Annotated in this window: 14 protein-coding genes and 1 other annotated feature; of the genes, 11 read left to right on the top strand and 3 right to left on the bottom strand. The window is 44.6% G+C overall.

Translation table 11 applies throughout. The features are described from left to right. Positions 1–2 precede the first annotated feature (2 nt). Positions 3–269, top strand: a binding site (T-box leader). Positions 270–334: 65 nt separating this feature from the next. Next, positions 335–1588, top strand: coding sequence for a tyrosine--tRNA ligase (tyrS, locus tag ACH59B_RS15710; RefSeq protein WP_013371875.1), 1254 nt, complete (start codon positions 335–337; stop codon positions 1586–1588). A 196-nt stretch (positions 1589–1784) separates the two neighbouring features. After that, the gene (locus ACH59B_RS15705; protein ID WP_404302042.1) at positions 1785–2651 is read left to right on the top strand and encodes an effector binding domain-containing protein; all 867 of its coding nucleotides are present in this window, start codon (positions 1785–1787) and stop codon (positions 2649–2651) included. 77 nt (positions 2652–2728) lie between these two features. Here ACH59B_RS15705 and rpsD read toward each other — a convergent pair whose 3' ends face one another. After that, on the bottom strand, positions 2729–3328 hold the full coding sequence (rpsD, locus tag ACH59B_RS15700) for a 30S ribosomal protein S4 (protein ID WP_016822373.1): 600 nt from the start codon (positions 3326–3328) through the stop codon (positions 2729–2731). A 436-nt stretch (positions 3329–3764) separates the two neighbouring features. On the opposite strand from rpsD, the gene ACH59B_RS15695 reads away from it, so the two are divergent. From ACH59B_RS15695 to ACH59B_RS15675, 5 genes are all read left to right on the top strand, one after another. Beyond that, complete coding sequence (locus tag ACH59B_RS15695; protein ID WP_045244422.1) at positions 3765–5750, top strand: sensor domain-containing diguanylate cyclase; 1986 nt, start codon at positions 3765–3767, stop codon at positions 5748–5750. A gap of 169 nt (positions 5751–5919) precedes the next feature. Further along, a complete protein-coding gene (locus tag ACH59B_RS15690) occupies positions 5920–6744 on the top strand; it encodes a hypothetical protein (RefSeq protein ID WP_404303978.1) in 825 nt (274 codons plus the stop codon). A 76-nt stretch (positions 6745–6820) separates the two neighbouring features. Beyond that, entirely contained in the window at positions 6821–7936 is a 1116-nt protein-coding gene (locus ACH59B_RS15685; RefSeq protein WP_404302039.1) for an aminopeptidase, read from the top strand. A gap of 91 nt (positions 7937–8027) precedes the next feature. Then, positions 8028–8270 carry an HPr family phosphocarrier protein gene (locus ACH59B_RS15680; RefSeq protein WP_013371869.1) on the top strand — a complete coding sequence of 81 codons (243 nt, stop codon included), beginning with the start codon at positions 8028–8030 and terminating at the stop codon, positions 8268–8270. A 140-nt stretch (positions 8271–8410) separates the two neighbouring features. Continuing rightward, positions 8411–8701, top strand: coding sequence for a YlaN family protein (locus tag ACH59B_RS15675; protein ID WP_007431028.1), 291 nt, complete (start codon positions 8411–8413; stop codon positions 8699–8701). 228 nt (positions 8702–8929) lie between these two features. Here ACH59B_RS15675 and cax read toward each other — a convergent pair whose 3' ends face one another. Then, entirely contained in the window at positions 8930–10000 is a 1071-nt protein-coding gene (gene cax, locus ACH59B_RS15670) for a calcium/proton exchanger (protein ID WP_013371868.1), read from the bottom strand. Between the two features lie 192 nt (positions 10001–10192). On the opposite strand from cax, the gene ACH59B_RS15665 reads away from it, so the two are divergent. Next, positions 10193–10558 (top strand): Asp23/Gls24 family envelope stress response protein, encoded by a 366-nt coding sequence (locus ACH59B_RS15665; RefSeq protein WP_013310912.1) that lies wholly within the window; start codon positions 10193–10195, stop codon positions 10556–10558. Positions 10559–10784: 226 nt separating this feature from the next. Here the strand turns inward: ACH59B_RS15665 and ftsW are convergent, their stop codons facing one another. After that, positions 10785–12047 (bottom strand): putative lipid II flippase FtsW, encoded by a 1263-nt coding sequence (gene ftsW / locus ACH59B_RS15660; protein WP_153794757.1) that lies wholly within the window; start codon positions 12045–12047, stop codon positions 10785–10787. Between the two features lie 248 nt (positions 12048–12295). Between ftsW and ACH59B_RS15655 the strand changes: the two genes are divergently transcribed. The 3 genes from ACH59B_RS15655 (at position 12296) to ACH59B_RS15645 (ending at position 15998) form a co-directional block, all read left to right on the top strand. After that, entirely contained in the window at positions 12296–13501 is a 1206-nt protein-coding gene (locus ACH59B_RS15655) for a M20 family metallopeptidase (RefSeq protein ID WP_016822368.1), read from the top strand. A gap of 84 nt (positions 13502–13585) precedes the next feature. Beyond that, complete coding sequence (locus ACH59B_RS15650; RefSeq protein WP_013371865.1) at positions 13586–14014, top strand: CBS domain-containing protein; 429 nt, start codon at positions 13586–13588, stop codon at positions 14012–14014. A gap of 160 nt (positions 14015–14174) precedes the next feature. Next, the gene (locus ACH59B_RS15645) at positions 14175–15998 is read left to right on the top strand and encodes a DNA repair helicase XPB (protein ID WP_404302034.1); all 1824 of its coding nucleotides are present in this window, start codon (positions 14175–14177) and stop codon (positions 15996–15998) included. The last annotated feature ends 3 nt before the right edge of the window (positions 15999–16001 follow it).

The following is a 16001-nucleotide window of genomic DNA, read 5'->3' as shown; positions in this document are numbered from 1 at the left end:
CGTGAAAAGCAGAGAAAGACTTCAGTAGAAGGCGGAATCACGTTGTGCAGAGAGCCGATGGGTGGTGTGAATCGGTAGCGTCCCTCCTTTGAATTACCGTCTGGAGCTGTCTGGATGAATGGAAGGCTTTTGCAGGTTTGCGAAGCTCATCATAGTAATCCGGTACCGGGTGTAGACCCGTTATAGGAATGAAGTGAAAGAAACGTTTGCTTTTGCATACGTTTCTTTAATTAGGGTGGTAACGCGAGCAGCTCCTTCTCGTCCCTTGGGATGAAAGGGGCTTTTTGGTTTGTTAAAATAGTAATTTTTGGATGAAAAATAGGAGGGATTCAGGATGAAGTGGGAAGAATTGAAGCCTGAGCAACAGGCAGAGGTAGAACGACAACTAGAAGTGATACGTCGTGGAGTAGCGGAAATTGTACCTGAGGATGAGCTGAAGCGTAAGGTTGTTAAATCGGTTGTTAGCGGCGAGCCACTCAAAATTAAGCTGGGTCTGGATCCGTCTGCGCCCGACATTCACATCGGACATACGGTTGTTATGCACAAACTGCGTCAGTTCCAGGAATTAGGTCATCAAGTGCAACTGATTATCGGAGATTTTACAGGCAGAATTGGTGATCCGACAGGTAAATCGGAGACCCGCAAGCAACTGACTGAGGAAGATGTACAGCGCAATGCACAAACATACAAGGAACAAATCTTTAAGATTCTCGATCCTGAAAAGACAAAGGTATACTACAATTCCGAATGGTTAGGACCGATGTCTTTTGCGGATGTGGTAACCCTGTCTGCCAAAGTAACGGTTGCCCGTATGTTGGAGCGGGATGATTTTACAAAAAGATACCAAAACGGCTTGCCAATCAGCATCCATGAGTTCTTTTACCCGCTGATGCAGGGCATGGACTCCGTGGCTCTCCAAAGCGATATAGAATTGGGAGGGACAGATCAAAAGTTTAATCTGCTGATGGGCAGAACCCTGCAAAAAGAATACGGAGTGGAGCCGCAGGCAACTATTACATTACCACTGCTTGAGGGTCTTGATGGCGTTCAGAAGATGAGCAAAAGTTTGGGGAACTACATTGGTGTGGATGAGGAGCCAAACGAAATTTACGGTAAATCGATGTCCGTTCCTGACGAGCTGATGCTGAAATATTTTGAGCTTGCAACGGATATTACCAATGAGGAGCTGGCAGAGCTGGCGAAAGGTGTTAAGGAGGGTTCAGTGCATCCACGTGATGCCAAAATGAAACTGGCCGGAACATTAGTCCGCATGTACCACGGTGAAGAGGCGGCGGAAGCGGCCAAGCAGCATTTTGTGACCGTATTCCAACAACGTGCGCTTCCTGACGATATTGAAGAATTCACTTTGACAGCTGATCAGTTAGAAGAAGGCGGCATTCGTGTGATCCAGTTGCTGACTCATCTAGGCTTTGCAGCATCTAACGGTGAGGCCAAGCGTAGTATTCAGCAGGGGTCAGTTAAAATTAATGAAGAGAAGTGGACTGATGTGAACGAAGCATACAAGCCGCAAGAAGGCGACATTGTACAGGTGGGTAAACGGAAATTTGCTAAAATCAAGCTTGGATAATTAAAATACATTCACTAGCAGCGTTGAGATTAATTTTACATCTCAGTGCTGCTTTTTTTATTTCTGCCAAGTGAAAAGCCGTGGTAAACTTAGCACAAATAATCAAACAAGTAGGTAAAGAGTTATACATAATGAATACGTGGGTTGCCCAATGTGGATGTAGGCTAGATAAATTACAAGTGCGGGGAAGGATTATATGGACTACTTTAAACGAATTCAGTGTGCGATTGAGTTTATTGAATTGAATCTCCGGGAGGATTTAAAAATTGCCGAGGTTGCTTCACAGGCATACTTTTCAGCATTTCATTTCCAGCGGGTTTTTCAGGCCATTTCGGGTTTTACAGTGCAACAATATATAAGAAGGAGAAGATTGTCCGAGGCGGCTAAACGGCTAAAGCAATCCAATCAAAAGGTATTGGACATTGCTATTGAGTATCAGTACAACTCGCAAGAAGCTTTTACTCGCGCATTTGAAAAAAGTTTTGGGATCACCCCTGGGAAATATCGTAACTGTGATATTGAGCTTTCTGGTCAAAGCAAAATCAATTTTCTGGATTACCAAAAAAACGCAACGGAGGAATTAGAGGTGAACAAGCCTGTGATATTGCAACTCGAAACGACCAAAATTGTAGGATATGAATATAAAACAAATCTGAATAATGAGCAGCACTATAAAGAAATCCCAGGATTTTATGAACACTTTGGCGCACATGAATATTTTATGTGTATTCCGAATAAAATCGCACCGGGAATGTCATATGGGATTGCCTGTCGATTTGAAGACAACGGTGCATTTTCATTTGTGGTGGGTGAGGCCGTTGAAGAAGAATCAAAAGAACTGGCTGAGGGTTTCATATATATGGAGATTCCAGCAGGCAAGTATGCTGAGTTTGACGCTTCAGGTTCAAATGGACGAGTTCAGAGTATACGAGATTTTATCTACGGCACATGGCTTCCTAATTCTAATTTTGAACGGAGGGAGGGACCTGATTTTGAAATTACGGACGTGATGAATTCCTATCCTGATCATTTGAGTATGAAAGTGTACATCCCCATTGAATAAAACTCTCAGGCTTAATGCGTGGGGAATATAAAAAGCACCCGAATGAATTCGGGTGCTTTTTGGTGCTAATGCAAGGATTAGCGGTTGTAGAATTCGACGATTTGTTTTTCATCGATATCTTGGGACAACTCAGCACGCTCAGGCAAACGAATGTATTTACCTTCCAGAGCTGCGTCATTGTACTCCAGGTAAGCTGCCAAGTGGTTACGGTTTTCCAAAGCTTCTTTTATGGAAGACAGGGAACGACTTCTTTCACGAAGACCGATCACGTCGCCAAGGCTCACTTGGTAAGAAGCGATGTCAACTTTTTTGCCGTTCACAGTAACGTGACCATGAGCTACCAATTGACGTGCGCCTGCACGGGAATTAGCAAAGCCAAGACGGAATACAAGGTTGTCCAGGCGGCTTTCCAGCAAGAACATGAAGTTCTCACCAGCGATACCGTGCATGTGTTGAGCTTTGTTGAACAGGGTACGGAATTGTTTTTCACCCAAACCGTACATGTGGCGCAGCTTTTGTTTTTCTTGAAGCTGCATACCGTAGTTACTGATTTTTCTCCGTTGGTTTGCACCATGTTGTCCCGGAGGGAAAGGGCGTTTCAATTCTTTACCTGTGCCGCTCAGGGAAATACCGAGACGACGGCTCAATTTAAATTTAGGACCAGTGTAACGTGCCATTATAGAGTTAACTCCTTCATAATTAAAATTTGAGTTGGGGCTCTCTTTGCGCTCCAATTTGTTCGGCGCTACCTAGTAAGGTGAGACGCACTACTGACAGAAAAGTTCAGCCGCTGTCCTGTCAGCAACAAATAAGATGAGGGTGACACAAACTGTTACGCCCAAAATTTAAGATCCGCACAGTAGATAGTTCTGCCGTACAGTCTTTTTCAATAATATATATTATATGGTATAGTGGGTCAATGTCAAGAAGAGAAAAAGAATGAAAACGTCAAAATTTGTCGATAGGGCTTTAGAACTAAAAAAGTGGGACGAATTTCTGAAAAATGGATGCAAATTTCTAAAGTTGAGAGTAAAATAGATCATATTATGAGCTATAGTGGTGTATAGCCGCTGTCTTGGTACAGCTAATTTTGCTGTGAAGGAGCGCCTTAATATGTCGGAATTTTCAACAACGGATCAGCAAACGCTTGACAGTAAAACAGTGCAGGCTAGCGGTGCTCCGCTGTTTGATGATAAAGGATATACGTCTTTTGCCTGGCTCCAGAACATGGATATGACACCCTATGATTACCCCTATATTAATCAGCTTCTCGTCCAAGGATATCGGAATTGGTTACAGCAGAGCAATGGTATATCCTGGATCAGTGAAGAGTATACTGCTGTCTTTAATTTTACAGGTGTTCGGGTTGCTGGTAGGGAAGAGGATGATGACGAGGATTTAGAGTTGGTCGAGCGTTGTTGCATATCTAGAGAGATGGAAGTGAGCCAGCGTAAACTTCGAGATGGGAGCCTTGCATTTGTATACATGGTCCCCATATTATGCCGCAATTACAAGAGAGAGCCTTTCGCCGCTCTTCGTTTTACACGGCCTGCTCAACATTCTGTCTCGAATCAGGACGCATTGTTAGTGGCTTCTTTGCATTTTAGATCCTGCTTTTACTCGAAGTTTGAGTATATATTTATGGAAGATATCCTAGGGATGCAGAATCGGAGCGAACGTGAGGGCAGACGCCGCTCTATTTTATTTCAGATTGTAAAGCGGATGCATGACAAGATTGATGTGGAAGGCGTGCTGGATGAAGTATTTGGAAGTATCGCCTATTTGTTTCCCCATGTGGATATCACGTTGTATATGAGTCAGGATCGGCACAGTCGAAATCCTCAGGTCAAGCCTTTGTTGCTGCATGAACGTGACGAGGATGTATGTGTCCGTGCATTTATGAAAGGGCAAATGGCTGTGAATGAGCCTACCAGTCCACAAGATGAAATAACTGAAATCGGTATCCCGTTACGTGGTAAGCAGGGCGTATATGGTGTTTTCCATATGATTCTTCCGGCAGGTGCGGATAGTATGGAAAAAGTGGACGTAGAGCTGATTGCGATGATGGCAGATACAGCTGGCACCGCATTTGAAAATGCGAAGCTGCTGGAGCAATCGAATGTACTTATCCATGAATTGCGGCTCATTAATGAGTTGGTTCAGCGTTTGAATCAGAGCCTGAAATTAAATGAAATATTTGAGTTTGCCGTGCAGGAGTTATTAAAAATGTTCATGGCCGACTTTTGTTGTATTGTGCAGCTGGATCAGGATGGAAGTTGCTTTAGGGTGATGTCAAGCAATGTGGAAAGTTTAAAGCTGGAGAGTTACCCTCGTGAAGGCGGATTTGCTGGACTGATATGCAAAACAGGAGAGCCTGTGATTGTGTCTGACTATAGGAAGGATGGAAAGATATCCTCTTGGTTTATGGATGCGACGGACTCTCAGTCATTGATGGCTGTGCCTATGAAGAACAGGGGGACTCCTAGAGGGGTTATATTATTATCGAGCAAGCTTCCACACTTTTTTTCTTACGATAATTACAAGATGCTGCAAATGCTGGCTCCTCATATCGGACTGGCCGTAACTAATGCTATGCTGCATGCCGAGGTGCGGCGTCTCGCTAATATGGACATGCTAACAGGTTTATATGTGCGTCATTATGTAGACCGAATCATTCAGGAGCATCAGGAAAAAGATTTCTGTGGCTCTCTTATTTTGGTCGATATTGACCAATTCAAGCAGGTGAATGATACGTATGGCCACCAGACGGGGGACGAAATTCTGAAAAGCGTCAGCAATATTGTTCGCTCGGCGACCCGTGATGAGGATGTATGTGCCAGATGGGGCGGAGAGGAGCTTGCCATTTATTTGCCGCAGCTGGGGGTGCAGCAGGCACTGGGGTATGCAGAAAAAATACGTAGCCGTGTACAATATGAAACTAATCCTCAGGTGACTGTTTCTTGTGGGATTGCTGAATGGAACTGGCTGGACGAGCAGATCAGTATCGAATCTTTATTTTATAGGGCTGATATGGCCTTATATGAAGCAAAAAATGAAGGCCGTAATCGTATAGTTATTGATCATATAGGCGATGTGTAGAGAATATTCCTTAGGGAATGTTCTCTTTTTGTTTTGCATAACCGTTTGTAGACAGGTAATCCTAAGCGTAGCTATAACATGGATGTTCTAAAACAGAATTTTTATCATGATTTATAGTCATGTTTAGGATAGGACGGATGATGGTATGCATTGGAGAAAGCAATGGGTAATGCGGGGCTGTGTGTTTCTGATTATATGTGTGTTAAGCGGTTGTGCACTGGATCGGCAATATACTCCTGAGCAGATTTTTAGAAGAGCTGTTGCAGGAATGGCTGGCAGAGAGAGGATAACGTTTATCGGACAGACTGGAATCAGAACTGACGGCGGCCTGCCTACGACTAAACAGTTTGAATATCGCGGGAAGCTAAAAAATCACGATGAACTGATCATGCACTGGGGATCTGCAGAGGCTTTCCGTAAGCAAGGTGACTACGTAGCACTGAAAGAAGATAAGTCCGAGCCTGGTGTTACACATGAACGGTTTCTTCGTCAAAATGGAAAATGGATTGCGCTGGCATCTGGGGATACTTCTATGGTTCAAAATGGCATGTTAAATCGCTTCAATCCGATTCAGGAGCTTGAGGAATTAAACACACTGAATAAGAGCATTCGTATGGAAAAGGGAGCTGCCCGGGGAACTTGGGTGGTGAGGATTGAACCAGAACCTGCCTCAGCAAAGCGTTGGTTGAAAGAACGTTTAATGGAAGAAATGAATACGTTAAATCCTCAAATCAGCATTTTAAAAACGCAGCAAACAGAAACGAACCAAGAGCTGCAACAAAAGTTAAGCCAAGTATGGAAGCAAAGTTGTGAGGATATGAACAACCAGCTGGAGCACTCCGATGTGCGGACTGTGTACCATTTAACTATAGACCGCCAGACGGGTTTGCCTTTAAAGCTGTCGTCAGAATGCCGAATTTCCCGACAAGTTGCGAATGAAAAGCTGCACCAAGAGGCTCTGATAACCAGAGTTGCTTTTGAGGACTACAAGTAACGGAGCGGGCATGATACAATGGAATTTGAATTAACCGTTGTTCAAAAAGAGCGAAATAAAGAAGGAGAGACACTACATGAAAGATCCTAGAATACTTAAGCTGGCGGAAAATCTGGTAGGTTACTCTGTTGAAGTGCAGCCTGGAGAAAATGTATTGATCGAAATGATTGGTACAGAGCGTGACTTGCTTAACGCCATCATTCATGAAGTTGGTAAAAAAGGCGGAAATGTTTTTGTTCAGCTTACAGATCGTAAGGTGCAGAGCGCTATGCTTCGTAATGCGACAAAGGAAATGATGGAAACTTGGGCTGAAATTGACCTCAACCGGATGAAACAAATGCAATGTTACATCGGAATTCGTGCAGGTGAAAATGTAAATGATCTGTCAGATGTACCGGAAGATAAAATGAAAATGTATAATTCCATTTATCAGCATGCGGTACATAGCGAACAGCGAGTGAAACACACCAAATGGGTAGTGCTGCGTTATCCGAATGACAGCATGGCTCAATTGGCCAATATTAGCACTGAAGCATTCGAAGATTTTTATTTCGATGTATGTAACCTGGATTACGCGAAAATGGACAAGGCTCAAGATGCATTGGCAGACCTGATGAACCGGACAGACAAAGTACGGATCAGCGGTCCAGGTACTGATCTGAGCTTCTCTATCAAGCAAATCGGAGCCATTAAGTGTTCGGGTCAATGCAATATTCCGGATGGCGAAGTATATAGCGCGCCTGTACGTGATTCAGTTAACGGAACCATTAGCTATAATGCACAAACCCTGTATAATGGAATTACCTTTGAGAATGTTAAATTCCGTTTTGAAAATGGTAAAATCGTGGAAGCGACAAGCAACGATACCAAGCGGTTAAATGATATTCTCGATTCCGATGAGGGAGCACGCTATATTGGCGAGTTTGCCATCGGGTTTAACCCACACATTTTACACCCAATGAAGGATATTCTGTTTGACGAGAAGATTGCTGGTAGCTTGCATTTTACACCAGGTCAAGCTTATGAAACGGCGGATAACGGTAACCGTTCTTCGATTCATTGGGATTTGGTATTGATCCAGCGTCCGGAATATGGTGGCGGTGAAATTTATTTTGATGATGTTTTAATCCGTAAGGATGGCATTTTTGTGCTGCCTGAGCTGGAGCCTTTAAATCCTGAAAACTTGAAATAACGATATCTGTTCTTGCTGAGAAAGCGATTTCAATGTATCATAATGAATGAGCATTGATACATGACAATCCAGTAAAGCGAGGGATCTTACTATGTCCAACAATAATGCGGCGGTTGTTGAAATTGCACAGACGGCGAGCAAATTCACTTCTTCCATCGTCCTTCATTCCGAAAATAAGTATATTGATGTGAAAAGTATACTGGGCTTGTTTACGACGTTGGTCAGCAGTCACAGTTATGAGCTGCATGTTCACGGGCCTGACGCCGAGGAAGCCAAAAAAGCGATTATTGAGGTGTTCCAGAAGCACGGGCTGCACATTTCAGTAGCCACCTAACTTATTGAGGAAGCAAAAGCATCCCTACCTGTAACTGTAGGGATGCTTTTTTTGTCAGGTTCTTGTATTAGCCTGCAATTTGGTCTAATATTAAGGTTAGGACGTCTTGTGCGACATTGAGACATAGGGGGGAAGAATCCATGACTTCATCTGATTTGCAGGAACAATTGAATATCAAGGCCATTAATCTGCTTCAGGAAGATGCAGATAAAATAAAGAAGCTTATTGAAGTACAGATGGAGAATCTGGCAACCCGTTATTGCCCTCTCTATGAGGAAGTGCTGGATACTCAGATGTACGGATTTTCCAAGGAAGTGGATTTTGCGGTTCGCGCCGGACTTCTTCCGGAAATGGTAGGTAAACAGCTGGTCAGTGAGCTGGAACGCAATCTGGCTATTCTATATGAGGCCATGAATAATAAGGCTAATTAGAAAGACGGTTGAATTGATGAGAGCATGCGAAGTTTGAGAGCATGCTTTTTTTGATGCCATTTTTTAAAAAGGGGACGAGAGGTTGCTTATAGCGTTCACCTTTGCCCTTGAATTTTTACAGTTTAAGGGGTTATATCGTCTTAAAAATTCAAGGGCATTAGTGATCAGAAGAATAAACGAAATGCGAAGAAGTCACTACAATGTAATCTACATTTTAAACTTTGGAAGCTACACCAGGAAGAAGGATACACCCAACAATACATACACTACCAGCAGCATGAGTCCCTCATACCAGTTGGTTGAGCCGTCCTGAGTGATGGATTTGGCGATAAATACAGCGACGGCAATGGCTACCAATTCAATGGTGGTGAAAACGATATTCATCGTGTTTCCCATAAAGTAACTGACAAAAATCAGCACAGGGGCAACGAATAGGGCAATTTGCAAACTGCTGCCGACAGCAATTTCAACAGATGCACCGATTTTGTTCTTCATGGCTAGTAAAATGGCAGCGCTATGTTCGGCCGCATTACCAATAATAGCGACAAGAAATGCACCCACAAACAATTCGCTGAGTCCAAATTGAGTCGTAAATACTTCCAGTGTACCTACCAGCCATTCGCTGACAAAAGCGACCATAACGGTAGCGAGTACCAAATAGGCAATGGATTTATTTCTAGACCATACAGGGGCATGTTCATGCGGCAATTCTTCATCTTTTTGTTCGGTCACGTCAGCTAAATAGTCCTTATGCGTAATCATAGAAAAAATAAGCCACGCAATATACGCGACAATGAGCGTGCCTGCAACAATGAGACTGAGTGTATCTGACTCGCTATCCGTGATCACATGTGTGTTCAGAAAGACAGCTGGAACGAACAAGGCAATAACAGCCACAATCATCAGGGAGCCACTTAATCCAGCCAGCGATATATTGAAATTTTGCACTTTATATTTCAAACCGCCAGCGAACAGACTCGCTCCGAGCACCAGCAGCAGATTGCCGATGATCGAACCCGTAAGACTGGCCTTTACCATATCGTAAAGACCTTCTTTGACGAGAAAAATGGCGATGATCAGCTCGGCTGCGTTACCAAAGGTGGCATTTAAGAATCCACCTAAACGTTGACCAGCATAATGAGCAACACTTTCAGTCGCCCTACCGAGAAAACCGGCTACGAATACAACAGAAATCGCACAAATGACAAATTGGGCTATGGCATTCCAATGTGTGTAATGAGCGACTGCACTAAGAGCAAATGTCGCTATAAGCAAAGCGGGAGATAACCATTTTTTCAATGAAGAGCACCTCGATATCAATAGATGTGTACAAGTTTGGTGAATACTGTCACTTGTATGGATTTTTCTAAATTAATATACCCAAAATGATATAGGTTGTAAACGAACGATGTTTTTATACGTAAGGTTTGCATTTGGAGTGGCTGAGGCTTTACAATACAAATAAAGGATGGATGAAGGGGGACATAGGTCATGGCAGAGCAAATTCAACAACTGGAAGCAGGAAACATCAAGATTTCCAACGATGTCGTAGGAAAAATTGCCGGGATGGCCGCATTAGAGACACCAGGCATTGCTGCAATGTCAGGCGGCTTATCGGAAGGCTGGGCCAAAAGGCTGAGCGGTAAAAATGTGCAAAAGGGCGTATCAGTGGAGGTTGGACAACTGGAAGCTGCCATTGATCTACGTATTATCGTGCTCTACGAAACACCTATTCATGAGGTGTCCCGAATTCTTCAGCAAAATGTGCGAGAAGCCGTCGAAAGCATGACGGGGTTGCGGGTCGTGGAAGTGAACGTAAAAGTGGAAGGTGTCGCGTTCAAGGACGACGCAGTGTAATAGAACCACTGCATGCTAATGGACATTTTTTCACCAATGGTATAGATGCCGGGAATTCCGTGCGATAATCCGCATAAGAACACGAAAACTGGTGGTTATAAAACGCCAGTTTTCGTTTTGTGAATCTGCTGGTTAACATTTTGCAGACGGACCTGTAGTTATATACATATACAAAAAAAGAACTTCCAATGCCACCGTGATTAGTGGTCATATGGAAGTTCTTTTTTTAGCGGTAACGGTTGGTTCTACGAGTTTGAAAGCGAGTGGGAACTTCATTACGGACCGTCACCCCTGTGGTGCGTTCTTGCACTGCTTGTTTGGTGTTCTCACGAGAAATACTGAGCATGATGCCCATAGAAAACATCATGACAAGCAGGGAGGAACCACCAAAGCTAATAAACGGAAGAGTTACGCCAGTGATTGGAATCGTTTGGGTTACCCCGCCGATATTAATGAAGGCCTGAATGGCGATCAAACCCATGATGCCAGTGCCCACCAACGTTCCGAACGGATCATGGCAACGCAGAGCAATGATCATGCCTCGCCAAATGAAATACAAATATAGCATTAGGAAAATGGCTGTTCCGATAAATCCGAATTCTTCACCAATAACTGAAAAGATAAAATCATTAAACGAATTGGGCAGATAATGAAGCTTGATAATGCCTTTACCAAATCCCGATCCGTTTAAGCCGCCTTCGCCAATAGCTTGCAGGGACTGCACCAGATTGTATCCTGTGCCTTGTTTATACTTCTCGGGATTAAGAAAGGCTTGAAAGCGTCCGATTTTATAATCTTGCTTGGCAGCAGTAGCTTGTCCATTTGTGCTGTCGGAATCTCCTCCAAACAACGATCCAATACCAAATACGATGGAAGCGCCTAGCACGAGCAGGATGATTGATGCTGTAATGTGTTTGACGCTGGCTCCCCCGGCATAAATAATCAGGCCGCTGGTGGCTACCAAAATAAAGCAGGAGCCTAAATCCGGTTGAAGCATGATGAGTCCTGCGACAGAGCCTACAATGACAGTTACAGGTATGTAGCCAGTCCGCAAATCTCTAAATCGATCTCCTTTTTTGACAATCAGTGCGGATAAGTAAAGGATGATGGATATCTTTGCGAGTTCTGTTGGCTGGAAGCCAATACTACCAAATCTGAGCCAGCTTTTTGCACCATTCAGAGAGCCTGTAAAAAGAACGATGATTAGCAGTAATATGGTTATGAAAAATAAAGGCACAAAAAGCTTTTTATATTTTTCCATCTTAATATTCATAGCTACCAGCATAATAAAAAGTCCAAGTATAGCAAATGCGGACTGGCGCTTTACAAAATATAAAGAGTCAAAATTGTATTCTTTATTCAGCAGAGCTACGCTGGAGCTGGAGCTAAATACCATGATTACACCGAATCCAACCAGCAACAAAGTGAGGATCAGCAATTGGAAATCCGGTGTCCCTCTTCTTCGAGTCTCCGGCTTCGTATTTCTCATATCAGCTTCCCCCGGTATTCGCCGCAAGGTATATTCCTCGCAGACGTTTATCATTTTATCGTTTATCCATTTTATCATAGTATGTTTGATAGGCTTCTGCAACCATCTGGAGCAACAGATATCACAACAATTCCATATCTGCTACAATAGGATAAAAATAAAGACTTGAGAGAAACGGCGCGTATGGGGTAAAGCTACATGATTTATCGGAAACTGGCCCGATGTTTTAAAAGGAGAGGTGGAACATAATGACACAACAGGCGATGGACCAAACCTGGTTTAATCAATTACAACAAAACATGGTGGAGTGGCGTAGACATTTACATAAGAATCCCGAAATTTCTTTTCAGGAAAGTAAAACTGCCGCTTTTGTAGCGGATAAACTAGAGAGCTGGGGATTAGATGTTCGCCGACAGGTAGGGGGACACGGTGTTGTAGGTACCATTCGTGGTGCCAAACCTGGACCTGTGGTTATGTTGCGCGCCGATATGGACGCTCTTCCTATTCAGGATGAAAAGGAATGTGAATATCGCTCCAGTGTGGATGGGGCCATGCATGCTTGCGGACATGACGGACATACGTCTGTTTTGCTTGGGACAGCATACTATTACAGTCTGAACCGCGATGAGCTGGAGGGAGAAATCCGGTTTTTGTTCCAGCCTGCGGAGGAATTGCTGCCTGGGGGTGCGGTTAATGTCATCAAAGATGGCGTACTGGAAGGTGTGGATGTGATTTATGGCATCCATTTATGGACACCCTTCTCGGTCGGGACCGCTGCGAGTTGTGCAGGGCCGTTGATGGCGGCTGCCGACGATTTTTATATTGAAATTGCAGGTAAGGGTGGGCATGGCGGTATGCCCCAGTCCACTAATGATAGTGTGGTGGCAGGCTCAGCTCTTGTTATGCAACTGCAGAGTATCGTAAGCCGTTCAGTCGACCCGTTAAAGCCTGCTGTGTTGACGGTGGGAACGATCCAAGGGGGCTCTGCGCAAAATATAATTGCAGAAACCTGCCGCTTGAGTGGAACCATTCGTACGTTTGATGAGCAGACCCGGACGGTCATGAAAGAGCGATTGCATGAGGTAACTGAGCTTACAGCAGCAACATATGGGACATCAGCAAAAATTCGTTACATTATGGGATACCCGCCAGTTGTTAACGATGCCCAGGAAGCATCCCGCTTTTTTAAGGAAGCAAAGCCTGTGTTCGGCGAGGGGAATGTACAGGAAGCGCCAAAGTTGATGCCTGCCGAAGATTTTGCGTATTATTTGGAACGTGTGCCAGGTTGTTTTATGTTCGTCGGGGCGGGTAATCCGGCCAAAGGAGCAATTTATCCGCATCACCATCCAAAATTTGATTTTGATGAGGATGCCATGATCAACGCAGTTCGTCTGTTTATTGCCATGTCTACCGGATATGTTGCTGGACGAAAAGAAGGGGCAATTAACGGCTAATACGAGCTAAATTGGGAAGGGTCCAATCTGGAGTATGAGCTGAATGAAATGGGGTACCCTACTCTTGAAAAGGAGGGAGTACCCATGAAAAAGGTTCAGGAAGTTATGACTAAAAAATGTGTAACGGTTACCCCGCAGGACAATATTTACGAAATAGCGGTCAAAATGAAAGACAATGATACTGGTTTTATCCCAGTTGTGGAAAGCGAAGGCAGTGATAAGTTGATCGGTGTGGTAACAGACCGTGACCTTGTGATTCGCGGCTACGCAGCTAAAAATTCTGGTTCTGGTTCGGTGGATACGGTAATGACAACAGGTATTCGTACAGCCAGTGCTGACATGTCAGTGGACCAAGCAGCTGAACTGATGGCAGAACAGCAAATCCGTCGTTTGCCCGTGACGGAAGGAGACCGTCTGATCGGGATTGTTTCGATTGGGGATTTAGCGGTTCGTAATATTTTTGCAGACAACGCTGGAGAGGCGCTTAGCCAAATTTCCGAGCAGGTTCACTAGAAGGATAATATAGCAGGTACCAGTTTGGGACGGTCATTATCCCGAGCTTCTGATCAGGAGTTCAACCCGAGTGTGGGTTGGACTCCTTGCTATTCCGGTTGATATGCGAATAAACGGATAAGCTATTTATTATAGAACTTTTGAGTGTCAGGAGGTAGTCATGAACCCAGATCATCCTTGTATTGTACAACGTGATTTTACCGTTCTACTGGAAATGGGTTTGCCCGATTCGGAATGGGCCCGTTCACAGTTGCAGGTTTATGCGGAACTGGTAAAAAGTCCGTCCGCTTTTCATACATATCACATCACTCCATTGTCGCTCTGGAATGCGGCCGCTCTCGGGTGGAGTGCTGAGGACATTCAAAAAAGTTTGCACGCTATGTCCCGTTGGGATATTCCGCGTGATTTGTTGAGAGATATTGAACAGCTTGTATCTCGTTACGGGACGTTGACGCTGTCACGGGCAAGTGCAAAAGAAGAACAAATTTATGGCACTGATACGATTGACGCGAATCGTGATGAGCAAGAGTCAGACAGAGATACAAAGGCGAGTAAAACCAACACATACACAATAGGGGATCACTTGATCTTGACGGCAGAGACCCCAGCTTTACTGGATGAGCTATTAAACAAGAAAGAGCTAAAACAGCTTGGTTTGCTTCGCACCAATGAGACAAATGCATCCGTACCGCCCGAAAATCGTGGCTTGCTCAAGCAGGAATTAACTCGCTTGGGATATCCTGTTGTGGATACGGCAGGTTATCTTGAGGGTAATCTGCTTCGTTTTACCTTGGGAAAGGGACAAACGGAGTTGCAGCTTCGTGATTACCAGGTGAAAGCCGCTGATGCATTTGAAGGTGCAGACGGCTTAGGGGGGAGTGGTGTACTAGTGCTCCCATGTGGAGCCGGAAAAACAGTGATCGGTATGGCAGTGATGAATCGCCTTCAGTGTGAGGTGCTCATTTTAACTTCTAATACTATCTCCGTGCGGCAATGGATCGAAGAATTGAAGCAAAAGACGAATATTCCTGTCGATTCTATCGGGGAATACAGTGGTCAGAAAAAGGAGGTCCGACCGATAACGGTGGCAACCTATCAGATTTTGACGCATCGTCGCACCAAAGACGGAGAGTTTGAACATATGAAGCTACTGAGTGAGCGGAAGTGGGGACTCATTATATATGATGAGGTACATTTGCTGCCTGCGCCAGTATTTCGAGCGACGGCTGATATTCAGGCTACCCGTCGTTTGGGATTAACAGCTACGTTAGTTCGAGAGGACGGGTGTGAGCGGGATGTGTTCTCTTTAATTGGACCCAAACGGTACGATATGCCGTGGAAGGAACTGGAACGACAGGGCTGGATTGCTCAGGTCGATTGTGTAGAGCTGCGTTTGCCCATGACCGCTGACCTTTTGGAGCGAAGTATGCGCGCTGAAGGCAGACAGCAATACCGAATTGCAGCCGAAAATCCGGCTAAGCTGGAGGCAGTACGCAGTCTAATGGAGAAACACAAGGGGATACCCACGCTTATTATTGGTCAATATTTAGACCAGTTACGTAAATTGGCTCAGGAGCTGGACGTTCCACTGATTACGGGATCCATGACTCAGAGTGAGCGGGTGCGTTGGTTCGAAGCGTTTCGCAAGGGCAGTATTCAAACCCTATTGGTATCCAAAGTGGCGAACTTTGCGGTGGATTTGCCGGATGCAGCGGTGGCCATAGAAGTATCGGGTAGCTTTGGCTCACGTCAGGAAGAAGCGCAGCGACTTGGCCGCATTTTACGACCAAAGCCAGGCGAGAATAAAGCTTATTTTTATGCATTAGTGACAGAGAACAGTAGGGAGACGGATTTTGCAGCACGTCGTCAGCTGTTTCTGATTGAGCAGGGCTATGAATATGCGGTTCGCAGGTTTGATAGGACAATGGCTAGCAGAAGCCAGGAGGATGAGACAGAAGATGGCGGAAAGAAAAAGGAGGCCTAATCA

It is taken from the genome of Paenibacillus sp. DP01 (assembly GCF_044784315.1).
GTDB classification, from domain to species: domain Bacteria; phylum Bacillota; class Bacilli; order Paenibacillales; family Paenibacillaceae; genus Paenibacillus; species Paenibacillus polymyxa.
The sequence above is the reverse complement of the archived record's forward strand: the minus strand, read 5'-3'. Positions and strand labels throughout refer to the sequence as shown.